General features: G+C 37.4%; 21 protein-coding genes and 2 riboswitches. Of the genes, 2 read left to right on the top strand and 19 right to left on the bottom strand.

The window, feature by feature from the left end; all coding sequences use genetic code 11:
- Positions 1–35 precede the first annotated feature (35 nt).
- The 6 genes from IGJ37_RS06685 to IGJ37_RS06710 all read right to left on the bottom strand — a co-directional run bounded on the left by IGJ37_RS06685 (position 36) and on the right by IGJ37_RS06710 (position 5,608).
- A complete protein-coding gene (locus tag IGJ37_RS06685; RefSeq protein ID WP_325814826.1) occupies positions 36–1,166 on the bottom strand; it encodes a 1-propanol dehydrogenase PduQ in 1,131 nt (376 codons plus the stop codon).
- A gap of 292 nt (positions 1,167–1,458) precedes the next feature.
- Positions 1,459–1,608, bottom strand: a riboswitch (adenosylcobalamin (AdoCbl) riboswitch).
- Between the two features lie 44 nt (positions 1,609–1,652).
- A complete protein-coding gene (locus IGJ37_RS06690; RefSeq protein WP_016617361.1) occupies positions 1,653–2,234 on the bottom strand; it encodes a cob(I)yrinic acid a,c-diamide adenosyltransferase in 582 nt (193 codons plus the stop codon).
- A complete protein-coding gene (locus IGJ37_RS06695; protein ID WP_002363995.1) occupies positions 2,231–2,674 on the bottom strand; it encodes a EutP/PduV family microcompartment system protein in 444 nt (147 codons plus the stop codon). The genes IGJ37_RS06690 and IGJ37_RS06695 overlap by 4 nt, the downstream gene beginning before the upstream one ends.
- A 141-nt stretch (positions 2,675–2,815) precedes the next feature.
- Positions 2,816–3,583: an ABC transporter ATP-binding protein gene (locus tag IGJ37_RS06700; RefSeq protein ID WP_202473074.1), complete on the bottom strand. Its 768-nt coding sequence runs from the start codon at positions 3,581–3,583 to the stop codon at positions 2,816–2,818.
- On the bottom strand, positions 3,580–4,587 hold the full coding sequence (locus IGJ37_RS06705) for a FecCD family ABC transporter permease (protein WP_002360246.1): 1,008 nt from the start codon (positions 4,585–4,587) through the stop codon (positions 3,580–3,582). The genes IGJ37_RS06700 and IGJ37_RS06705 overlap by 4 nt, the downstream gene beginning before the upstream one ends.
- Positions 4,580–5,608, bottom strand: coding sequence for an ABC transporter substrate-binding protein (locus IGJ37_RS06710; protein WP_002393386.1), 1,029 nt, complete (start codon positions 5,606–5,608; stop codon positions 4,580–4,582). The genes IGJ37_RS06705 and IGJ37_RS06710 overlap by 8 nt, the downstream gene beginning before the upstream one ends.
- A 118-nt stretch (positions 5,609–5,726) precedes the next feature.
- Positions 5,727–5,886, bottom strand: a riboswitch (cobalamin riboswitch).
- A gap of 205 nt (positions 5,887–6,091) precedes the next feature.
- Here IGJ37_RS06710 and plsY point away from each other — a divergent pair.
- Positions 6,092–6,721 (top strand): glycerol-3-phosphate 1-O-acyltransferase PlsY, encoded by a 630-nt coding sequence (gene plsY, locus IGJ37_RS06715; protein WP_002360243.1) that lies wholly within the window; start codon positions 6,092–6,094, stop codon positions 6,719–6,721.
- Positions 6,722–6,762: 41 nt separating this feature from the next.
- Here the strand turns inward: plsY and IGJ37_RS06720 are convergent, their stop codons facing one another.
- The 12 genes from IGJ37_RS06720 to IGJ37_RS06775 form a co-directional block, all read right to left on the bottom strand.
- On the bottom strand, positions 6,763–7,638 hold the full coding sequence (locus IGJ37_RS06720; protein ID WP_002361863.1) for an aldose 1-epimerase family protein: 876 nt from the start codon (positions 7,636–7,638) through the stop codon (positions 6,763–6,765).
- Between the two features lie 33 nt (positions 7,639–7,671).
- On the bottom strand, positions 7,672–8,454 hold the full coding sequence (codY, locus tag IGJ37_RS06725; RefSeq protein ID WP_002357492.1) for a GTP-sensing pleiotropic transcriptional regulator CodY: 783 nt from the start codon (positions 8,452–8,454) through the stop codon (positions 7,672–7,674).
- 20 nt (positions 8,455–8,474) lie between these two features.
- Entirely contained in the window at positions 8,475–9,878 is a 1,404-nt protein-coding gene (gene hslU / locus IGJ37_RS06730; RefSeq protein WP_325814827.1) for an ATP-dependent protease ATPase subunit HslU, read from the bottom strand.
- Between the two features lie 14 nt (positions 9,879–9,892).
- On the bottom strand, positions 9,893–10,441 hold the full coding sequence (hslV, locus tag IGJ37_RS06735) for an HslVU peptidase proteolytic subunit (protein ID WP_002357489.1): 549 nt from the start codon (positions 10,439–10,441) through the stop codon (positions 9,893–9,895).
- Positions 10,442–10,469: 28 nt separating this feature from the next.
- Positions 10,470–11,369 carry a tyrosine recombinase XerC gene (gene xerC / locus IGJ37_RS06740; RefSeq protein WP_002357488.1) on the bottom strand — a complete coding sequence of 300 codons (900 nt, stop codon included), beginning with the start codon at positions 11,367–11,369 and terminating at the stop codon, positions 10,470–10,472.
- Between the two features lie 212 nt (positions 11,370–11,581).
- Complete coding sequence (trmFO, locus tag IGJ37_RS06745; RefSeq protein ID WP_002357486.1) at positions 11,582–12,889, bottom strand: FADH(2)-oxidizing methylenetetrahydrofolate--tRNA-(uracil(54)-C(5))-methyltransferase TrmFO; 1,308 nt, start codon at positions 12,887–12,889, stop codon at positions 11,582–11,584.
- Between the two features lie 107 nt (positions 12,890–12,996).
- Positions 12,997–15,075 (bottom strand): type I DNA topoisomerase, encoded by a 2,079-nt coding sequence (gene topA / locus IGJ37_RS06750; RefSeq protein ID WP_002357484.1) that lies wholly within the window; start codon positions 15,073–15,075, stop codon positions 12,997–12,999.
- A 184-nt stretch (positions 15,076–15,259) separates the two neighbouring features.
- Entirely contained in the window at positions 15,260–15,913 is a 654-nt protein-coding gene (locus IGJ37_RS06755) for a CPBP family intramembrane glutamic endopeptidase (protein WP_002361865.1), read from the bottom strand.
- Between the two features lie 90 nt (positions 15,914–16,003).
- Positions 16,004–16,867, bottom strand: coding sequence for a DNA-processing protein DprA (gene dprA / locus IGJ37_RS06760; protein WP_002382350.1), 864 nt, complete (start codon positions 16,865–16,867; stop codon positions 16,004–16,006).
- A 60-nt stretch (positions 16,868–16,927) separates the two neighbouring features.
- Positions 16,928–17,695, bottom strand: coding sequence for a ribonuclease HII (locus IGJ37_RS06765; protein WP_002357481.1), 768 nt, complete (start codon positions 17,693–17,695; stop codon positions 16,928–16,930).
- 1 nt (position 17,696) lies between these two features.
- Positions 17,697–18,548: a ribosome biogenesis GTPase YlqF gene (ylqF, locus tag IGJ37_RS06770; protein ID WP_002357480.1), complete on the bottom strand. Its 852-nt coding sequence runs from the start codon at positions 18,546–18,548 to the stop codon at positions 17,697–17,699.
- Between the two features lie 275 nt (positions 18,549–18,823).
- Positions 18,824–19,765 carry a 2-dehydropantoate 2-reductase gene (locus tag IGJ37_RS06775; RefSeq protein WP_002357479.1) on the bottom strand — a complete coding sequence of 314 codons (942 nt, stop codon included), beginning with the start codon at positions 19,763–19,765 and terminating at the stop codon, positions 18,824–18,826.
- A 176-nt stretch (positions 19,766–19,941) separates the two neighbouring features.
- Between IGJ37_RS06775 and IGJ37_RS06780 the strand changes: the two genes are divergently transcribed.
- Entirely contained in the window at positions 19,942–20,832 is an 891-nt protein-coding gene (locus IGJ37_RS06780; protein WP_002357478.1) for a LysR family transcriptional regulator, read from the top strand.
- Between the two features lie 8 nt (positions 20,833–20,840).
- On the opposite strand, the gene IGJ37_RS06785 is transcribed toward IGJ37_RS06780, so the two are convergent.
- Positions 20,841–21,893 (bottom strand): PTS sugar transporter subunit IIC, encoded by a 1,053-nt coding sequence (locus tag IGJ37_RS06785; RefSeq protein ID WP_002384478.1) that lies wholly within the window; start codon positions 21,891–21,893, stop codon positions 20,841–20,843.
- Positions 21,894–21,916: the final 23 nt, after the last annotated feature.

Genomic DNA, 21,916 nt, shown 5'->3' on the forward strand with positions numbered 1-21,916 from the left:
ACATTATATGTTATCGATTTCATCCTGTCAATCGCTTATAAGATAGAATTTAAAATTTTTGTCACTTCTGCTGCTGTTGGTTGGACAGGATTTGTTTTGGTGCAGCCATCCATCAATGCGCCTTCAGCTATTTTTGGGATCGCAGCTTGGACTTCTTCTTTTGGTAAACCATAATCACTAAAAGTGGCAGGCATGTTTAATTTTTGACGGAGTTGCTTGATTTGTCGAATAAATTGTTGAACACCAATCCGTGCATTGGTTGTCTGTGTATCATTTAGACAATTTGCTAACTGTGCATAACGTTTAGCTGTTGGTTCGTTGGTGACTTTGCCATTCGCTAAGCCACTGTTATATGCAATGACTTCAGGTAAGAGCATTGCATTCATTCGTCCATGTGGCACATGTAAACGCGCACCGGCCGCATGAGCAATACCGTGATTCAAGCCTAACGAAGTAACATTAAACGCCATCCCTGCCATACATGAAGCTAAATGCATATTTTCACGGGCTTGTTGGTTGCTACCCTCATTAAAGGCTATTTCTAAATTGTCGAATACTAAGCGAACGACTTTTTCGCACAACGCATCTGAAATCGGATTTGCTTCTGTTGAAACATAAGCTTCAATAACATGCGTTAAGACGTCCATTCCTGTATCCGCTGTGATTTTTGGTGGCACACTCATCACTAAATTTGTATCTAAAATCGCAATTTCTGGTTGAATTTCATCTGTTACAAGCGGGATTTTGGTGCCAGTTTCAGCAACCGTAATCACTGAAAAATTCGTAACTTCTGAACCAGTTCCACTAGTTGTAGGAACCGAAATAAACTCAGCAATCTGAGTTTGCAAAGTACGTTTGCCAAAAAATTTCATTGCTTTGGCCGCATCAATAGCGGATCCCCCACCTAAAGCTAATATCGTATCTCCTTGAAATGTCGCTAACTGCTTAATTCCCGCAGCAATCTTATCAATTGGTGGATCGGGGATGATGTCACTAAAAATTTGCCATTCACTTTTTGTTAAATGCTTTGTCACTTCATTCACAAATCCAGAGTCAACCATGAATGGATCTGTGACAATGAAAACACGTTTATCATGAAGTGTTTCCAAATTGGCTAATGCGCCTTCTCCTACCCATAGTTCGGTAGGGAAATGAATTGTTTTCATCTCAATTCCTCCTTAATAAAATACAAAAAGACACTTCAAACAAACGAAAAATCATCTGTCTGAAGCGTCTTTGCTTCCTTATGTATACGCCATTGTACACGAAACCTTATCCATAGAGTACAACGCCTTTAATTAATTGTCAATAAAAAAAGGGAATATAGCAGTACGTCATTGTACCTGAAATCTCCTTCAACATTGAAAGACCAGCCCAAAATTCCCAAAAGCACTTCCTCGTGCCATTAATTGGATTAATACAAATATCTTGGGCTGGATTTTCAACACAAGCGTTGTTAAGAAACATCCTGTTTTGCCTCGAAACAGCATGCCCAATAATGAAAAAATGAAAAGACCTGACTTAAAAGCAACCTTGCTTCTTCACAGTGGCGGGACCGTGCCAGATTCTCACTGGCTTCCATTCATATTTTTCATAAAATATTCGTTTAATCTATCTGAAATTTACCATAAGTTTTTTAGAAAAGCAACTGTTTACAATCCATCTTCTTTAATTTTATGGAAAACCTTTTCGCTTCGTTCATAAAAAACATCAGGTCGTTGTGCTTGAACATTTAAATAGCGAGCCAACGCATAAAAATAATCTGATAAACGATTGGTAAAAATTAATACCTCTTCGTTAATTTTAGCTGTCCAATTTAAACGAACAATGATGCGTTCTGCGCGCCGTGCAATCGTCCGAGCCACATGAACCATACTGGCTGCTGGGGTTCCGCCAGGTAAAATAAAACGATCAATATCTGGTGATTGTGCAGTGTAGAAATCAATCCGCTGTTCTAGCCAATGCACACTTTCCTTTTGTAATTTAAATGGTCGTTGTGCTTCAATCGGTGTTGACAAATCTGTTCCCGCATCAAAAAGTAAATGTTGTAAAGCTTCTAGTTCTCCTTTAATTTCTTGATTTTCTTGTGGAAGTTGGCTGATAATATAGCCGACCCAAGAATTCAATTCATCAATCGTTCCATAACTTTCAACTCGATCAGAATCCTTAGCGACGGTTGAGCTGCCGACTAATTTCGTCATTCCCTTATCGCCAGTTTTTGTATAAATTTTCATTCTGCTTCATCCTCCTCTAAATAATCTACTAATTCTTGCAAGCCAATTTTTTCAACAGAAGAAATTTCAAAAATTCTTGTTGCACCCGCACTTTTTAATTGTTGCCGAACAATCTCTAACTGCTGAGAATCTTGTGCTAAATCAATCTTGGTTAAAATACCAATGATTTCTTTCGGGAAAATACTACCAAATCCTGGTGAAAAAACTTGTTGTGTTTCTACAGCACTTTGAACCAAACCAATCACATCTGCTTCTGCCGCTGTGACGTTTAACGCATTATAATATTGTCGATGCAAAATAAACTCGCCTGGTGTATCAATCATTTCTGTATGAAATTCCACCGCCTGTGTTTTATCATAAATTAATTCTTTGCCTTGCAGAGCTTGACATAACGTGGTTTTGCCACAACCGATAGCTCCCATTAAAATGATTCGTTTCATCGTTACCTCCATAAAAAAGGAGCCCAAAGCAAGTACCATCACGTACTTAGTCTTGGGCTCCTTTGCCGATTTGTTAAAACACGCCATTGTGTTTCTGATTCTTTGCCTTTATCTTACCTGTTTCCAAAAAACTTGTCAAAATTATTGAATAGTTTCCCAAACTTTATGTTGTTTCTGAAAATAGGAGACAATATCTGTTTCAAAAATCGTTTGTAAAAATTCTTTGGAAGCCAACGTTTGAAAATCACCTTGCGCGGCCACTTTCCCTTGCTTCATAAACACAATTTTTTCACTTAGCGTTAACGCTAAACGGATATCATGAAACACCCCGATTAACGTTTTCCCTTCTTGCGCACTCCACTCATTTAACTGCTGAATCAATTCTTGTTGATACCGAATATCCAAATGATTATTGGGTTCATCCAATAAAATAATTTCTGGATCTTGTACAAATAATTTAGCCAAAAATACTCGTTGTTGTTGTCCTCCTGAAAGCTGATTGACAACTTTATCTTTTAAAGGCAATAAACCCGTGCGTTCTAAATAATAAAGGACTCGTTCTTTTTCTTGTTTAGAAACAATAGGTAAAAAACGTTGTGCTTGTTGTCGATACGCCCCCATCAAAACTGTTTCGTAAACCGTATAATCAAAAGCAACTGTCGTGAATTGACTCATCATCGCTACTTTCGTTGCCAATTCCTTCCGCTTTTGTCCATGAACTTCTTGACCATCAATTAAAACAGAACCACTATAAGGGACAAGTCCGGCAATCGTTTTTAAAAGTGTCGTTTTACCGCAACCATTTGGACCTAAAATACAAGTTTTACTACCTGTCGGAAAAACGAGGAAAATATCTTTTAAAATGGGGGTTTGTTGGAGCGTTACAGCTGTTTTTTTTAATTCAATCATGCAGCAACGCCCCTTTTTTTAAAGTAAATATACAAGAAGAATGGCGCTCCAATCAAGGCTGTTACGGCCCCGATGGGAATTTCTCTTGGTGATAAAATCGTGCGGGCAATTGTGTCCCCTAGTACCATGATGGTCCCACCTAAGATTGCTGAACCGGGAATCAGCCAGCGATGAGTCGCCCCTAAATAGCGACGGACAATATGTGGTGCTATTAAATCAACAAAACCAATCACACCGACAAATGAAACCGCACTTCCTGCCAATAAACTAGCCAAAAGAATAATGCGTAGTTTTGCTGTTTTGACTTCTACTCCCGCTAACATCGCATGTTCTTCTCCTAAACCGAGAACATCCAATGCGTTGGCATCAAACCAAAGAAACAGACTGCTGACAAGCAAGATTGGACAATAAATAGCAATTTTTTGCCAATTACTGCCAGAAAAACTACCCATTTGCCAAAAGACTAATTGTTTCAAATAATCTTGGAAAAGTGCTGTAATCAACGTCAAAATAGCACCGACAAACAAGGTCATAATCATTCCCACTAAAACAACTGTTTGATTGGACATTTGACTATCCATTGTTTGCGTAAATAACAAAACTAAAAAGACCGTTGCTAAGCCAAAGATAAAACCAGTTAAAGGCAATAAAAATGCCCCTAAGATCGAAGCAGTTACTCCAGTTACCATGATTAACGCAGCGCCTAAGGATGCTCCCGCTGATACGCCCAAAGTATACGAAGAAGCTAAAGGATTACCTAAGAGCGATTGCATCACCGTGCCACTTACTGCTAAGCCTGCGCCCACGAGATAGGCCATCACGACACGCGGTAACCGAACATTCCAGATGATTCCCTCTAAAATCCCGTCTTCTGAAACCGTCTTTTTCACTAAAATTTGAAGCAAATCCGTTAATGAAATCTGAACACTTCCAATTTTAATACCCAAAAAGAGCATGCTCATACTGATCAAGAGCATCAGTATGAGACACGTTTTTTTACTCATCTTTTAAATCCTTGTATTCCTCTGGATAAACAGCTTTTGCCATTTGTTTTAATGCTTTGGTAATGTGGTTATTTGGTAAAGAGCTAGACATGTTATCAATTTCGAAAACTTCTTTGTTTTGAACTGCAGGAACGTTTTCCCAGTTTTTACGAGCTAAAATTTCTTTGGCGGGATCTTTCATATAGTTAACATTGGTTAAAATGACTTCTGGTTTTGCAGCAATGGCCGCTTCTTCTGTCACTGGTAACCAGCCTTTTTCATTTGCCAAAACATTTTTTGCCCCAATTGTTTCAATCATTTCATTTAAAAATGTCCCATTACCAAAACTATAAATGTCTGGTAAGGCAGCCACTTCAAACAAAACAGTTTTTGGTTTTTTAATAGTTTTCCCAATTTTGGCTACTTCGTCGATTTCTTGATCCATTGTTTGGATTAACTTTTGTCCTTTTTCATGTTCAGATAAGCTATCCGCGATGAATTGGACGTCTTCTTTGATTGCTTTGATGCTTGTACTAGTGGGGATATTAACGACTGTAATTCCAGCATCTTCCACTTGTTTCCAAACACTTTCTGAGCTAGCTAAATTGATGTCATTCACATAAACAATTTGTGGTTTCAAGGCAATCAATTTTTCTGCATCGACAGCCATCATATCCATTTGTGGTAATTTTTTTAAATCAGTCATCATTGTACTACTTTGAGTATCAACTGCGATTAATTGGTCGGTTTTACCTAAGTCTTCAATCACTTCTGTTGTTGATGGTACTAGGGAAATAATTTTGGTTGCTTCTTTGGGTAAAGTAATTTCTTTGCCGCTACGGTCTTTGGTTGGTAACGTTACTTCTGTTTTTTCAGAAGAGGTAGTTGCTTTCTTTTCCTGTTTACCACACCCTGCTAAGCCAAGTGTTGCTACTAAACCTAAAGTCATCATTGTTAAAGTAAATTTTTTCATTTTTTCATCCTCGCATTCGTCTATTTTATTTTGGGGAAAATTTTCTGAAATGAACCTCCTTTGTCTCAACGTCAAAACAATACAAAAAAACCACTTTTTTCTCCAATAGAAAAAAAGCAGTCACTTAACTATGCTAATGATATACTCAGCCAGTTATCTTCAAAGCCCCTTCTTTTTCCTACAAAAGAATGATTAGACTTATCAAGCCGGTATCCTGACTTAGCTTCTTCTTACTCCCAATCCTTCCAGAATAATCTGTGGTCTTATTGGTTTCATCCACCATACAGTAGGTAGGTCTGTAGAGGATTCGCACCTCTTTCCCTGACACTTCATAAGTACATATATATTGTATCTTCGTTGATAACTAATTTTCAAACCAGTGATTAGACGTCTTTGTCTAATGACACACATTTATTATAACGGTTATCAACCATTTGTCAACGCTTCCTCAAGCAAAAGAAAAACTTTTCTTTTTTTAGTTATTAGACGTTGTTCCGTTTTTCTATTCATGATAAAATAAATCCTAGTTTGAATAAGAAAGAGGTTAACTTGATGAAAATCGTCATTTTGTTACTTGTTGCCTATTTATTAGGTTCGATTCCCTCAGGTGTTTGGATTGGTAAACTTTTCTTTAAAAAAGATATACGCCAATTTGGGAGTGGGAATACAGGAACAACCAATACATTTCGTGTCTTAGGGAAACCTGCCGGAATCACGGTATTATTAATGGATATCTTGAAAGGAACGTTAGCCACTTCATTACCCTATTTGTTTGGTTTACAAGGCGTGAACCCACTCTTCTTTGGGGTAGCAGCTGTTTTAGGGCATACCTTCCCTATTTTTGCCAATTTCAAAGGTGGTAAAGCCGTAGCCACTAGCGCTGGCATGTTATTAGCATACAGCCCCACATTTTTTATTTATTCTGCTCTTATTTTTGTGATTTGTCTGTATCTAACCAGTATGGTGAGTTTAACAAGTATGATTAGCGCTGTACTAATTACACTTTCTACTATTATTTTGCCTTTCACTGTCCCAGCTATTTTACCAACATTTAACTGGTTATTAACCGTGATTGCGATTGCTTTGACTACTTTTATCTTTGTCCGTCATCGTGAAAACATTCAGCGAATTAAAAATGGAACAGAAAGTCGTCTTTCTTTTGGCTTACGTGCAAAAAAATAAAGAAAAAGGCTGTGAACAAATAATGTTCACAGCCTTTTTCTTTATTTTACACTAATCATATACTGTGTTTTAAATAGTTCGTTAGCTGGTAACTTATTGATGCCAAATTTTTCAGCAAGTTGGCCAGTTGCGTCTACAGCATCAGCAATCCCGCACCAAGGTTCGATACAGACAAAAGGCGCTTCTTTCGGTGTCGGTGACCAAATCCCCACAAAAGGCATTTCTGGATAACTCAAAGTGACTTGATGGTCACTTTCGTCTGTGGCAATCGTAATTGCTGTTTGACCTTTTGTTTCAAAAATCATTGCATCATTTTCAAATAATTGATGCGTTAAGTCAAAGCTGGTATTCGTTTGGGCTAGCGTTTTATTCGCTAAATCAATAAACGGGCCTGCTAAGGGAATCTGTGTCCGTGATTTTTTAGGTGAAAAACTTAGATAATAATCTTCAAACGTTAGTGAAGATTCTAAAGGTACATTAAAGGCTGGATGACCACCAATCCCAAAATACATCTCTTCTTTCCCTGTGTTTTCTACTTGGTAGTTTACAGTCAATTCTTGATGTTCTAATGTATAAGTAATCACTAGTTCAAAATCAAAAGGATACTTCTTCTTGATTTCTTTTGTTGATTTTAGTGAAAAAGAAACTTCTTCTCCACCTTTTTCAATCACATCAAATACTTGATCACGAGCAAAACCATGTTGAGTTAAATGATACGCTTGATTTTGGTACATATACGTATCTTCTTTTAGACGACCGACAATCGGAAAAAGTACGGGCGCATGGCGGGCCCAAAATTCAGGATTTCCTTGCCAAATATATTCAATGCCGGTTTCTTTTGATTGTAAACTTACTAATTCTGCTCCTTCTTCAGCAAATGTTGCGATTAGAAATTCATTTTCAATTTGTACAGTCATTGCGTTGTCCTCCTAGTTGATACGAGCAATTGCTTATTTTTCCAACTCTTTAATAAATTGTTGATTTAACACTTTTAAATAAGTCCCTTTCATACCAAGAGAACGTGATTCAATAATTCCAGCTGATTCTAATTTTCTTAAGGCATTCACAATTACGGAACGAGTAATGCCTATTTCGTCTGCAATACTTGAAGCAGTTAAACGACCTTCTTCGCCATCTAAGGCTTCAAAAATAGCATGGACGGCTTTTAATTCACTATAGGAAAGAGTGTTGATGGCCATTTGCACGGCAGTCGCACTGCGAACTTCTGCTTCAATTGTTCTGGATTGATGATACAAAATTTGCATGCCGACAACGGTCGCACTATATTCAGCTAACACTAAATCATCCTCGTTAAAGGATTTTTCAACACGCGCTAAAATAATCGTACCCAAGCGTTTGCCAGCACCGTACAAAGGCACAATAGTGGTTAACCCAAACGGATACAGCTCTCGTGATTCAAAAGGAAATGCAGTTAAATCACTGTCTATTGGAATATTGGCTTCGGTTACTTTGAGCATATCCACGGCCTCGGTGTATCCTTGAGGAAATTTTTTCTCTTTAAACATATTTTTGATACGGGCATTATTAACATCTAATTTTTCAGTATACCCCAACAAATCCCCTGAACTGCTAATAATATACGCATTACTTTCTAAAATATCCCCTAAAATCATTGCCATTTTGTTGTACGGAAGTTCTGCTTGTACGTCAAACAGATTGTTTTTTTGCAAAAGCTCGTTCACTTGACGTGTTTTTTCTAATAATGTAGCCATCTTTTCTCCTCCAGCCTTTTTTATAAGATGTAACGACTTAAATCTTCATTTTGAACAATGTCATTCAATTTTTCATTGACATATGCTTCGGTAATCGTAATTTCACCCATTTGCATATCTGGTGCTTCATATAATAAATCTTCTAATAAACGTTCTAAAATTGTGTGTAAACGACGCGCACCGATATTATCTGTATCACGGTTTACATCATAAGCGATGTGTGCTAACCGTTCAATTGCTTCTTTGGTAAAGATGACTGAAACATTTTCTGTACCGATTAATGCTACATATTGTTTAATTAAAGCATTGTTTGGCTCAGTTAAGATACTTACGAAGTCATCAGCCGTTAAATCATCTAATTCAACTCGAATTGGGAAGCGGCCTTGTAATTCTGGAATCAAGTCACTTGGTTTTGACAAGTGGAAAGCACCTGAAGCGATAAATAAAATGTGATCTGTTTGTAAAGGACCATACTTCGTGTTAACTTGGGAGCCTTCAACAATCGGCAAAATGTCTCTTTGTACTCCTTCACGAGAGACTTCGCCCGAATTTTGTTGACTTTTAGAGGTGATTTTATCAATCTCATCGATAAAAATAATTCCGCTTGATTCAGCTAAACGAATAGCTTCACTATGGATATCAGCGTCATTGACAATTTTTGCTGATTCTTCTTTCACTAATAATTCTTGTGCTTCTTTCACCGTTACAGTACGTTCGATTTTTTTCTTTGGTGACAGAGCGCCTAACGTTTCATTTAAGTCGATACCCATTTGTTCTAGGCCATTGTTCATAGCTGGCATCGTTTTCTTCGGTTCTTCAATTTCAATTGTTACTTCACGATTATCTAATAGACCTTTTTCCAGCTGTTCCAAAATTGTTCGGCGATTCGCTCGAATATCTTCCGTTATTTCTTCTTGTGCTTCTTGCTGTTGCTGAGCCATGTTAAACATGTTCATCATTTGTTCAAATTGATTACCGCCAGCCTGTTTTTGTTCTTTTTTAATTCCAGGCACTAATACTTTGACTAAACGTTGATTGGCCTTTTTCAACGCTTGCGCATACACGCGACTGTATTGTTGTTTTTCAACAATTTGGATCGCATTTTCTACTAAATCCCGAACCATTGATTCGACATCCCGACCGACATAGCCTACTTCTGTAAATTTGGTTGCTTCAACTTTTACAAAAGGCGCATTGACAATTTTTGCGAGACGACGAGCAATCTCAGTTTTACCAACACCTGTTGGTCCAATCATTAGTAAGTTTTTAGGCGTAATATCTTGTTGCATATTTTCTTCTAATTGCAAGCGACGATAGCGGTTACGTAAAGCTACCGCCACTGATTTTTTTGCAGCTTGCTGTCCAACAATATATTGATCTAGTTCTTTGACTATTTCTTTTGGTGTTTTGTTTAATTCATTCATGGATTTTCCCTCGCTTATAATTCTTCTACAATGATATTATGATTCGTAAATACACAGATATCTGCAGCAATATTTAAGGCATTTTTAGCAATCTCTTTCGCTGGCATTTCTTTATCGCCAAAGTTTTTCATGGCTCTTGCAGCGGACAAAGCAAAATTACCGCCTGAACCAATTGCTAAAATACCATCGTCTGGTGTGATGACTTCCCCAGTTCCTGAAACTAAGAGCATTTCTTCCTTATTCATCACAATCAGCATAGCTTCTAATTTTTGCATAGACTGTTGTGTTCGCCACTCTTGGGCTAACTCAACCGCAGCTCTCGTTAAGTTTCCGTTGTATTCATTTAATTTCCCTTCAAACTTTTCTTCTAATGTAAAGGCATCTGCCACACTTCCTGCAAAACCGACAACGACTTCATCATTGTAAATACGGCGCACTTTTTTGGCCGTACCTTTCATAACGACAGATTCGCCCATTGTTACTTGACCATCACCAGCCATTGCAAATTTTCCATCTTTTTCGACTGCACAAATTGTTGTAGAGTGAAATTGTGATTCAACCATTATTGTTCCTCCTAGACGTTTACCTCCATTATGCACGAGGATGAAACGTTCGATAATTTTTTTGTAAACTTTCTTTTGTCACATGCGCATATATCTGAGTTGTTGATAAATTAGCATGTCCTAATAATTCTTGAACTGTCCGCATATCGGCGCCATTATTTAATAAGTGTGTCGCAAATGTATGGCGTAACATGTGGGGATGAATTTCCGCATTTAATGAACTTTTTTTAATTAGTTGGTTTAAGACATATTCAATCCCTGTTGGCGTGATTTGTTCACCATGATGATTAACAAAGACATACGGATGTTTTTTTTGATATTTTGTCATTAATAGCGCGCGGCCATTCTCTAAGTAATCCTTTAAGGCGTCTTGTGCAAATGAACCAAAAGGCACATAGCGATCTTTATTTCCTTTTCCGTGAACCAATAAAACAGAAGCTTGAAAGTCAACTGCGTCCACCGTTAAGTTCGCACATTCACTGACCCGAATACCAGTCCCATACAGAACTTCTAGCAACGCTTGATTTCTCAAATCAAGCGGTTGCTCCCCTTGTGCGCTCTCAAATAATGCATCCATTTCTTTTTCATAAAAAAAACGGGGCAACCGTAACTGTTTCTTTTTCATATGAACATAGGAAAAAGGATTCTCTTGGATTGCTTCATTTTTTAATAAGAATTGATAAAAAGAACGCAAACTGGCAATTTTTCGACTAATCGAATTGCGGCTATATTCCTGATCGTATAATTCGCTCAAATAAGCCCGAACATCCAAATGTTCCACAGTCAAATAATTGTCATTACCTGAAGTCTTTAAAAACGAAAAAAAATGTTGTATATCTTCTTGATATGCTTTTTTTGTTTTTTCTGAATAGCCTCTTTCGACAATAAGATAACGAGCAAATAACTCAGGCCAATTCTTTTCTTCCATGTGATAGCCCTCCTCATTCGATTACAAAGTAACTTTAGCATAACCTTTTTCAAAAGACAATTAAGTTGTCAGAATTTAATCAATATTTCTAAATATGTTCACAATTTTAACTATTCTTTAGCTTTTGTTATTTTTTTTCTAAAAATTAAAAGACTGAGTATCATCGCATTTCTTAGCAATGATGCTCGGTCTTTTCTCATATTTTTTCTAATTTAGTCTAAAGATTGGATAACTTGAGCTTGGACATCTAAGGCCCGATTAGCAATTGCTTCATAGCGTTCTTTTTTGTCACGAATTCGTTCAGGTAACTCTGGGAAAAGCCCAAAGTTTGCATTCATTGGTTGGAAATGTTTGCCTTCTGCATGTGTAATATAATAAGCCATACTTCCTAAAGTCGTTTCGCGAGGGAATTCAATCGGCTCTTCCCCTTTGGCAAGACGAGCTGCGTTAATACCTGCAAGTAAACCACTTGCCGCGCTTTCAACATATCCTTCAACACCAGTCATTTGTCCAGCAAAAAACAGATCGTCACGTTTTTTTGATTGGTAGGTTGGTTTTAGCAACTCTGGAGAATTCATAAAACTATTACGATGCATGACGCCATAGCGAACAAATTCAGCATTTTCTAATCCTGGAATCATACGGAATACTCGTTTTTGTTCGCCCCATTTTAAATGCGTTTGGAAACCAACAATATTGTATAAAGAAGCTGCAGCATTGTCTTGACGTAATTGAATTACAGCATAAGGGCGTTTACCTGTTTTAGGGTCTTCTAGTCCGACAGGTTTCATTGGGCCAAACAACATGGTTTTAATGCCACGTTGCGCCATTACTTCAATGGGCATACAGCCTTCGAAAAACTTCTCTTTTTCAAACGTGCGTAAAGGAACCACTTCTGCATTGACTAGTGCTTCATGAAAAGCATTGAATTCTTCTTCAGTCATCGGACAGTTTAAGTAAGCCGCTTCGCCCTTGTTATAACGAGATTTTAAATAAACTTTATCCATGTCAATTGTTGATTTATCAATAATTGGTGCTGCTGCATCGTAAAAATAAAAGCCTTCAGAACCATTAAATTCTTGAATTTTTTGAGATAAGCTTTCAGAGGTTAAGGGACCCGTTGCAATAATTACAATCCCTTCCGGAATATCGGTGATCTCTTCATTTTTGATTGTAATTAATGGATGACTTTTAATTTTTTCAGTGATTGTTTCAGAAAAAGAATCACGGTCAACTGCTAAGGCGCCGCCAGCTGGTACAGCGGTTTGATCTGCACTACCAATAATGATTGAATTTAAACGGCGCATTTCTTCTTTCAAAACACCTACCGCATTGGTTAAACTATTTCCACGTAATGAATTAGAACAAACTAACTCTGCAAAATTTTCTGTTTGATGCGCTGGTGTCTTTTTGACAGGGCGCATTTCATATAAATCAACTGGTACGCCAGCATTGGCCACTTGCCATGCCGCTTCACTTCCGGCTAAACCGGCACCAATAATTGTGACTTTTTTTGTCATGTATAAAAATTCCTTTCTATGTCAAGAAGTTAAGAGCTGTCTCTTACAAACTCAATTCATTTTACTAAAAGAGAAGACCGAAGTAAATTCTTCGGTCTCAATTTTTCTTATTTTTGGACGTTTTCTTCATAATCGCCATTGATACAAACGACTTGTTTGCCGCCTTTAACTTTTTTCTCTACTAAATATTGCCCACATTTTGGACATGGTCGGCCTACTGGTTTGTCCCAAGAAGTGAAGTCACACTCTGGGTACCGACTACAGCCATAGAAAATCCGATTTTTCTTTGATTTGCGTTCGATAACTTGTCCTTCGTGACACACAGGACACGTCACGCCAATTTCTTTAACGATCGCTTTTGTATTCCGACAATCTGGGAAATTACTACATGCATAAAATTTTCCGTAGCGACCCAGTTTAATCACCATTGGATGTCCACATAGTTCGCAGTCAAAGCCTGCTGGTTCATCTTTAATTTGGATTTTTTCAATCTTTTCTTCGGCATTTGTTAATTCTTTTTCGAAGGGCTTGTAGAAGCGATCGACAACTTCAACCCATTTTTCTTGGCCTTCACCGACTTTATCTAGGTCCGTTTCCATTGTCGCTGTAAAATGTGTATCGACAATTTGTGGGAAAAACTCTGAAACTAGAGAATTCACAATTTCACCTAATTCCGTTGGTTCAAACCGTTTATTGGTTAGCTTCACGTAATAACGCCGTTGAATGGTTTCTAATGTTGGCGCATACGTTGATGGTCGGCCCACACCATTTTCTTCTAAAGTCCGGATTAACGTGGCTTCACTAAAACGAGCCGGTGGTTGAGTAAAGTGTTGTTTCGGTTCGATATCGACCGATTTAACAACGTCACCTTCCACTAATTCAGGTAAAATATTTTCCTTGTCTTCTTTACCATCATCGCGTCCTTCAACATATACTTGCATAAACCCTTTAAATTTCACTTTGGAGCCATTGGCAATAAACGTTACGCCGTTTTGTTGAAGCGTGACCTTCATGGTATCTAAAATCGCTGGTGTCATTTGACTAGCTACAAAGCGCGACCAAATAAGAGTATATAATTTTAATTGATCTTTATCTAAATACTTCTTCATTTCATCGGGTGTTCTTAAAACGCTTGACGGACGAACCGCTTCATGGGCATCTTGTGCACCTTGCGTATTTTTTGCTTTGCGGCCGCCATGTGCTGAGAACTCATCTCCGTAGGTCTTTTCAATGAATTCAGCAGCTTCTGCTTTGGCGGAATCAGCAATTCTGGTTGAGTCTGTACGCATGTAGGTAATCAGCCCCACAGTGCCTTGTTTCCCTAAAGCAATTCCCTCATACAATTGTTGCGCAACCATCATGGTTTTACGGGTACGGAAATTTAATTTACGTGCCGCTTCTTGTTGTAAACTACTGGTTGTAAAAGGTAATGCAGGATTACGTTTCCGTTCTTTTTTCTCAACTTTTGTAACATCGTAATCTTTACCGTCAATCCGAGAAGTGATTTCTTTCACCGCTTCTGCATTTGGTAATTTTTTCTTTTTACCATCTACGCCCCAGAAATTTGCTTTGAATTTCTTGCGACCTTTTTGGAAATTCCCATCAATACTCCAATATTCTTCAGGTTTAAATTCTCGAATTTCATTTTCTCGATCAATAATCATTTTTAAAGCAACAGATTGCACACGACCAGCACTCAAACCTTTTTTGACTTTACGCCATAAAATAGGACTAATCGAATATCCAACTAAACGGTCTAAAATGCGCCGTGCTTGTTGTGCATCAACTAAATCAACGTTGATGGTTCTAGGTTCTTTAAATGCCGCTTTTACCGCTTCTTTAGTGATCTCATTGAATACCACACGGTTTTTATCTTTTAAATCAAGGCCAAGAAGATAAGCTAAATGCCAAGCAATTGCTTCACCTTCTCGGTCCGGATCGGCTGCGAGATAGACTTTTTCAGCTTTTTTTGCAGCCGCTTTTAAACTTTTGATGACATCGCCTTTTCCGCGAATCGAAATATAATGAGGTTCATAATTATTTTCAATATCAATCCCCATTTTACTTTTTGGTAAATCGCGAATGTGACCAACACTGGCAACCACCTTGTAGTTTCTTCCTAGATATTTTTCAATTGTTTTGGCTTTGGCAGGTGATTCTACAATCACGAGATACTTATAGGCCATTCAATTAGCTCCTTTCGCGTTCGCTTTCCTACTATATAATATATGTAAAAAACGCACAAATCGTAATACATCATATGCTATATAGAATAGGTTTGTCAAGACTAGGCTTTCTAACATTTCTGTCATTTCTGTTTGACTGTCCGAATTTATAAATAAAAAATGCCTATGATTTATAGATTTTATCCTAAAGCATTAAAATACCTATAACATTCCAAACAAAATGAGTCAAGACAGCAGCTTCAAAGCGACCCGTGCGTAGATAGACCCAACTTAAAGCTAAACCCATGCCCCAATAAATAACAAAACTACCTATATCTGTCGGCGTGTGCACAAGTGCAAATAAAATAGAAGAAACGAGTATGCCTATTTTTGAAGCTGGCTTGAAAAACGCTTGAATCCCGACACGAAAAATTCCCTCTTCGAAAATTGGCCCAATCATACCTGCAAAAATAAGTATAAGCCCTTTAGGAATGGCTTGAACAATTTCTTCAACACTTTGTTGGTTAGAGGTCGTCTCTAATCCTTCCAGACGTAATAAGAAATCACCAAATATTCCCACACAAAAGATTATCACCAAACCTAACAAGACCACTGGCAAGGTTTCTTTGATTCCTAAAAAAGTCCAAGTTATGAGCTTTTTCTTTTTCAAAAAAGCAACAAATAGATAGACGAAATAGGCACCAAGTCCAACAGCCACTAATCCACTAACAAAGCGAAACCAAAAATTTTCTGTAGAAAATTGAACAACTGAGACCATCATCAAAGGAATTTGATCCAAAATCAAAAAGCCCAGTAGCTGCATACCAAACAACCATCTTTTTCTAACAACCGTTTCCATTTAGACACTCCTAACTACCAACCAAAAGATTAAAATCTGATTAAATAGTACCGAAGTGAACGTAGGTTGTCAATTCACAATTAGTAAAAGTCACAATTCTTCACAAATATCATCAATTGTCTGAACACATTTAGCGCCGTCCTGAATTAATTCATGGCAGCCTGTTGAAAAAGACTGGAAAATACTTCCCGGTACGGCAAATACCTCGCGCCCGTAATCCATCGCCGCTTGTGCAGTAATTAAAGATCCACTATTCTTACGAGCTTCCATCACGCAGACCCCTAAAGATAATCCAGCAATAATGCGATTACGTGCAGGAAAATGATATTTTTTCGGCCCACTCCCATTCACATATTCTGTTAAAACAAGCTGATTCTGCTTCATAGTTTGCTGTAATTCTTTCTTTTCATACGGATAATATACATCTAATCCAGTGCCTAAAATTCCAATTGTCTGACCCCCGTTCTGGATGGCCATCTCATGGCTACGACTATCAATGCCTTTGGCAAGACCACTGACGATTGTGAATCCTTCTTTGACTATTTTAGGAACCAGAGCTTCAGTCACTCTTAACCCATACGAAGTGGCATAGCGAGCGCCGACGATGCCAATTTTCCTTCTACTTAACAATTGTAAATTTCCTCTATAAAAAAGAATTGCTGGTGGATTATAAATTTCTCGTAATAATTTAGGATAGACGGCATCTAAAATTGTCATAAATTGGTGTTGGCATTGTCGTATATATAACGCTTCACTATGAATCGTATGGTGTAACCAAGATTGTTCAAATAATTCACGATATTTCTTGATTTCAGCAATTCTAATAATTTCTGTACTGGAAAAATCAACACGCTTTTGTGCGATAGCTTCTTGTAACACTTTTAAGATACCTAAATTGCCAATTCCTTGGCATACCGCTAATTTAAATAATAATTGTCGTTGTAAAATTTCCAACAAAAAACACCTCTTTCACATCTTCTTAAAATAAGAATACGTAAAAAAAGTGTTTTATTTTTAAATCATATCTTTTATTGGCGCAAACGTACGTCGATGAATGGGTGTTACACCGTATTTTTCTAACCCGAGAAGATGTTCTTTTGTTCCATAGCCTGCATTGTTTTTAAATCCATATCCAGGATATAATTCATCATATTCTTCCATTAATCGATCTCTTGTTACTTTTGCAATAATACTGGCTGCTGCAATCGAAATGGAGCGTGCATCCCCTTTAATCAAACTTTCTTGTGGTTGGGGAACGTCTAACTGCATTGCATCAATTAATAAATAATCTGGTGCAAAAGCTAAATCGTCAATTGCCATTTTCATCGCTTGTTTAGTTGCTTGATAAATATTAATTTGATCAATGACTCCTTGATCAGCGATACCTAACCCGATAGCGACAGCCTGTTCTTGAATCTGGTTATATAACGTTTCCCGTTTTTTAGCAGATAGTTTTTTTGAATCATTTAAGCCTAATAATTGACAATCTTTCGGTAAAATAACTGCAGCTGTCACAACAGGGCCAGCTAATGGTCCGCGGCCTACTTCATCAATTCCTGCAATTAAACGATGGCCTTTTTTATAGGCCGCTTCCTCAAATTGACTCATTTCTTTAAAAAGTTGCCACTCTTTTTCTTTGGCTAACTGGCGACGTTCCCATTGTTTGATCGCTTGTTGCACTCCTGAACGTTCATCTTCTCGCCAGCTTGCTAATCGTTCATCGGTTGCATCAGTGACAGTTAACAACGCTTCTTTGATTGCCTGAATCGACTCTTTTGCCATGTTATTCGTCTCCTAGTTCTTCCCAGCGGTCCAAAGTATACGTACCTAATTTTCCACTGCGAATTTCTAAAATAATCATTTCGCTGGCTCGATTATAATCATCTCTAAAACCACGTTTTTGGCTAATTAACATCAATTGTTCTGGGGCAGGTAAAAATAGCTCTTCCTCTGTTAAACCATATCGTTCCGTCAAACGTTGCGGATAAAAACGTGCAAAAAATTCTAATCCATAAATCGCCAAATCATCTAAATGCAATAATTGATCTTTTATAGCGCCAGTTAAAGCTAATTTTTTCCCAATTTCTTCATCTTCAAATTTTGGCCAGAGAATCCCTGGTGTATCCAGTAATTCCAATTGGGAACCAGAGCGTAACCATTGTTGTCCTTTTGTCACACCTGGCTTGTTCCCAGTTTGCGCAATTTTTTTTCCGACTAAACGGTTCATTAAGGTTGACTTACCAACATTGGGGATCCCAATACACATTGCGCGAATCGCACGCGGTTTCAAACCTTTCGCCTGTTCACGAGCCAATTTTTCTTTTAACGCTTCCTTGGCTGCTGGCACAATTTTATTGATTCCTTTATTTTGTTGGGCATTGATAACTAGGGTTTGGTACCCTTTCTTTTGAAAGTAATGTTGCCATTTTTTATTTTGGTCGTTATCTGCTAAGTCCCCTTTATTTAAAAGGACTAATCGTGGTTTTTGTTGGACAATTTGGTCCATCATTGGGTTACGGGAAGAAAGCGGTAACCGCGCATCAACTAGTTCAAATACAATATCGACATATTTGATTTTTTCCGAAACTTCTCTTCTTGCTTTGGCCATATGGCCGGGAAACCATTGAATGGTCATAATCTGTTCAAATCCCTTCTTTAACACATTGTTTCTTTGATTCAATTCTTCAACGAGTCCTGTGTTCCGCGTAGATTCTTGCGAAAAAACACCTTCTCTAGTTTAACATATTTTTCACGGATTTGATTTATTTTCTGTAGTGTTCTTTAAAAAACAAAAAAGCTGAGACAAACTCACTTTGGATTTTGTCTCAGCCTTGTACACTGGCAAAGTATAGAAAGAAGTAGGTCAAGCTCTTCTCAAGACCGACTCAAGAGTATTTCTGTTTTTACTTGTTATTTAGCATGAAGTAAATTTTCTTTACAATGAATTAACTCTGTTAAAAACTGACAGTACGGTGTAGCAATCCCATAGGCTTTCCCTTTGCGAACAATTGCTCCATTGATATAATCAATTTCGGTTAAACGATGATTGGTTATTAAGTCCTGATACATCGATGGATGGTGCAAACCAATTGTTTCTCGATTATAACACGAGCGGATTTGTTGAAGAACTGCTTGTTTATCTAACGTAACTTGTTCCACTTCAGCGACTGCTAAAAATTCATTAACTATTTGTTGAACAATTTGATCTGCTTGCTCTGTTTCGCCAAAGTCTGCCATATTACAATCCAACAAAGTACATAAACCATTCATTGTTCCATTTACGCAAGCCTTCTTATAAATGGATGATAAAATATTCTCAGAATAACGTGCATTTAAGCCAGCGTTATTTAATACCTTAATGACTGCTTCTGCCGCTTGTTCACTTTGCGCTCCTAAATTTTGTAAATCAATCGAACCATTGCCAAATAATTTTACTTTGCCCGGTCCTTCTAACCCAGCGGTCCACATTGTGTTTCCTAATAAAATATTTTCGTAAGGCACGTATTTTTTGATAATATCTTCGTGCCCAATTCCATTTAACAAGCATAAAACTTTCGTATTTTTATTAAGGAAATGTTCTAATGCTTCAAGCATTCCTTCCAGTTGCATTGCTTTTGTAAATAGGATAACTAAGTCTGCTGTAAAATCGATGCTTGCTACTTCTGTCTGAGGATAAATAGGAATTTTAGCGGTCACCACTTCGCCATTAAAATCAGCAACTAACCCGTTTTTTCTTATTGCTTCAATATGTTCTGGCCAACCATCAACAAAAATAACGTCATTTCCTGCTTGATGTAACATTAGTCCAAAGCGACTGCCCATAGCGCCAGCACCTGCGATAATAATCTTCATTTCTTTTCCTCCGTTCAATTTTTTATTTTTAGGTAAAAATCTGCTAAGAAAATCTCTATCTCTTACTTTTATAACCATAAAAAGGCAATACATATGTTATATTATAAGTGATCTATTTGTTATTTTTTATCCAAGCGCATTTATGTAAGCGCTTTTAAAAAGAAAGGGAGTTTCTGATGAATATTCAGCTTTTAAAGTACTTCATTGAAATTGTTAATACCCGCAGTTTATCGGCGGCCGCTCGCAATTTATTTGTCACCCAACCAACACTTTCTTTAGCATTGAAAAAAATGGAATCTGAGTTAGGCACAGCGTTGTTTGATCATTCTGATCAACCGTTTCAATTAACCGATACAGGTGTTTATTTATATGAACATGGCCAAGAAGTTGTTTTTCAATTCGATCAATTGGTAACAGATATTCGTGAAATGAACCAGAAACCAGTTAAAAAGCAATTGCGTTTAGGCTTAACTACTTTATTTGCTGTACAATTTATGAAAGAAATTTCACGATTTTTAACAACCCATCCACATGTGAATTTAATATTACAGCAAGATGGCTCGCCAAAATTACAAACGATGTTAGCAAATAAAGAAATTGATATGGGACTAATTTCTTTCCCAAATACCTTACCTGAAATTATTCATATTGAACCTTTAGAAACGACTACCAAAGGCTACCATGTTTATGTCGTAGTACCAGAATCAAATCCTCTCTCCCAATATGAAAAATTAACTTTTAAAGATTTGAAAGATCAACGATTTTCATCGTTAAGTGATAATTTTATGATTGGTCGCCTACTACTAGATCGGACTCGGAGCTTCGGTTATGAGCCGAATATTATTTTGCATAACGATGATTTACAAGTACTTCTTTATAGTTTACAAAAAAATAATTCGATTTGTTTGCTGCCGATTGAATATTATGAAGTGGGAAAAAGTCAGGGACTGAAATGGATTCCTTTAAAAGATAAGTTTGACTATTTCCCCATCGGCATTGCTTTGCGCCGCGATTTTAGTATGACAGAAGATGTTAGAGATTTTATCCAAATCATTAAAGAAAATTAATGGATAATCTAGCCTTGATAAGCAAAGACGACTTTACTATCATAAAGTTTCAACACTTTTTCAAATAAGAATTTTGAGAATAAACCCGCGACAATTGGAACAACAAACCAAGAAAAGAGTAAGGGTAAGATCCCTAAGCCCGCATCCAATGAAGCAAGTGGTCCCACGAGTCCAACCAAGCCAAATCCAGCCGATTGTGGGGTTCCTGAAATGTTGAATAGAACCACAGGAATTGCTGAAATAGTCGCTGTAAATAAACAAGGAATTAAAATAATTGGGTATTTAAATAAGTTAGGCATCATCATTTTCATGCCGCCCAAAGAGACAGCCAGTGTCACTCCTGATTGGTTGACATTCCAAGAATTAATCACAAGAACAACAGTTGTGGCTGCAATTCCCATTGCAGCAGCACCTGCAGACAAGCCATTCAACTGAATCGCCAAACCGATTGCCACAGTAGTGATTGGCGAAATAATCAGTGCAGCAAATGAACAAGCAATTAAAATACTCATGATAATTGGCTGGAAATCAGTAAAATTGTTAATCACTTTCCCAATGGCGACCGTAATTTGTGTCACATATGGATAAATCAACATGCCAAACAAGCCTGCACCTACTCCAACAACGATCGGTAAAGCAATGATTTCCACTGAACCGAATTTTTTATCAATGACTAATAAAAGTAAGACTGCAACAGAAGCGGTAATCATAATATTAATGATGTCACCAGTACCTGCACCAATAAAGCCTTTCACTTCTGAATTAAATTTAATCACGCCAGAGCCAGCAAATGCTGCACCGCCAGCAATCATCATTTTCTGTGGCGTTAAGCCAAATTGAAAAGCAATCAGTCCACCAATAATTAAAGGGGTGGCTAGTTGGAAAATTTGCGCCGCATGAATAATCATTTCGATAATCTTGTATTCTGCAAAATATTTTAAAATGGCTCCTAATACAGCATTGGGAATTAAGGCGATAATGGTGCCGGAAGCTGTTCCAGCTAACACTTTGTTAAAAAATATTCTTGGGGTTAATTGAGCATCCAGTTTATCTGTGGGCATTTTCAACACTCCTATTGATTATT

This window comes from Enterococcus sp. AZ104, assembly GCF_050546705.1.
Classification (GTDB): domain Bacteria; phylum Bacillota; class Bacilli; order Lactobacillales; family Enterococcaceae; genus Enterococcus; species Enterococcus faecalis.

What these genes read in the sequence shown, in the direction of transcription:
- IGJ37_RS06685 (WP_325814826.1), bottom strand. Translation starts at nt 1,166, where the DNA reads ATGAAAACAATTCATTTCCCTACCGAACTATGGGTAGGAGAAGGCGCA.
- IGJ37_RS06690 (WP_016617361.1), bottom strand. Translation starts at nt 2,234, where the DNA reads ATGAAAATTTATACAAAAACTGGCGATAAGGGAATGACGAAATTAGTC.
- IGJ37_RS06695 (WP_002363995.1), bottom strand. Translation starts at nt 2,674, where the DNA reads ATGAAACGAATCATTTTAATGGGAGCTATCGGTTGTGGCAAAACCACG.
- IGJ37_RS06700 (WP_202473074.1), bottom strand. Translation starts at nt 3,583, where the DNA reads ATGATTGAATTAAAAAAAACAGCTGTAACGCTCCAACAAACCCCCATT.
- IGJ37_RS06705 (WP_002360246.1), bottom strand. Translation starts at nt 4,587, where the DNA reads ATGAGTAAAAAAACGTGTCTCATACTGATGCTCTTGATCAGTATGAGC.
- plsY (WP_002360243.1), top strand. Translation starts at nt 6,092, where the DNA reads ATGAAAATCGTCATTTTGTTACTTGTTGCCTATTTATTAGGTTCGATT.
- IGJ37_RS06720 (WP_002361863.1), bottom strand. Translation starts at nt 7,638, where the DNA reads ATGACTGTACAAATTGAAAATGAATTTCTAATCGCAACATTTGCTGAA.
- codY (WP_002357492.1), bottom strand. Translation starts at nt 8,454, where the DNA reads ATGGCTACATTATTAGAAAAAACACGTCAAGTGAACGAGCTTTTGCAA.
- hslU (WP_325814827.1), bottom strand. Translation starts at nt 9,878, where the DNA reads ATGAATGAATTAAACAAAACACCAAAAGAAATAGTCAAAGAACTAGAT.
- hslV (WP_002357489.1), bottom strand. Translation starts at nt 10,441, where the DNA reads ATGGTTGAATCACAATTTCACTCTACAACAATTTGTGCAGTCGAAAAA.
- xerC (WP_002357488.1), bottom strand. Translation starts at nt 11,369, where the DNA reads ATGGAAGAAAAGAATTGGCCTGAGTTATTTGCTCGTTATCTTATTGTC.
- trmFO (WP_002357486.1), bottom strand. Translation starts at nt 12,889, where the DNA reads ATGACAAAAAAAGTCACAATTATTGGTGCCGGTTTAGCCGGAAGTGAA.
- topA (WP_002357484.1), bottom strand. Translation starts at nt 15,075, where the DNA reads ATGGCCTATAAGTATCTCGTGATTGTAGAATCACCTGCCAAAGCCAAA.
- IGJ37_RS06755 (WP_002361865.1), bottom strand. Translation starts at nt 15,913, where the DNA reads ATGGAAACGGTTGTTAGAAAAAGATGGTTGTTTGGTATGCAGCTACTG.
- IGJ37_RS06765 (WP_002357481.1), bottom strand. Translation starts at nt 17,695, where the DNA reads ATGGCAAAAGAGTCGATTCAGGCAATCAAAGAAGCGTTGTTAACTGTC.
- ylqF (WP_002357480.1), bottom strand. Translation starts at nt 18,548, where the DNA reads ATGACCATTCAATGGTTTCCCGGCCATATGGCCAAAGCAAGAAGAGAA.
- IGJ37_RS06775 (WP_002357479.1), bottom strand. Translation starts at nt 19,765, where the DNA reads ATGAAGATTATTATCGCAGGTGCTGGCGCTATGGGCAGTCGCTTTGGA.
- IGJ37_RS06780 (WP_002357478.1), top strand. Translation starts at nt 19,942, where the DNA reads ATGAATATTCAGCTTTTAAAGTACTTCATTGAAATTGTTAATACCCGC.
- IGJ37_RS06785 (WP_002384478.1), bottom strand. Translation starts at nt 21,893, where the DNA reads ATGCCCACAGATAAACTGGATGCTCAATTAACCCCAAGAATATTTTTT.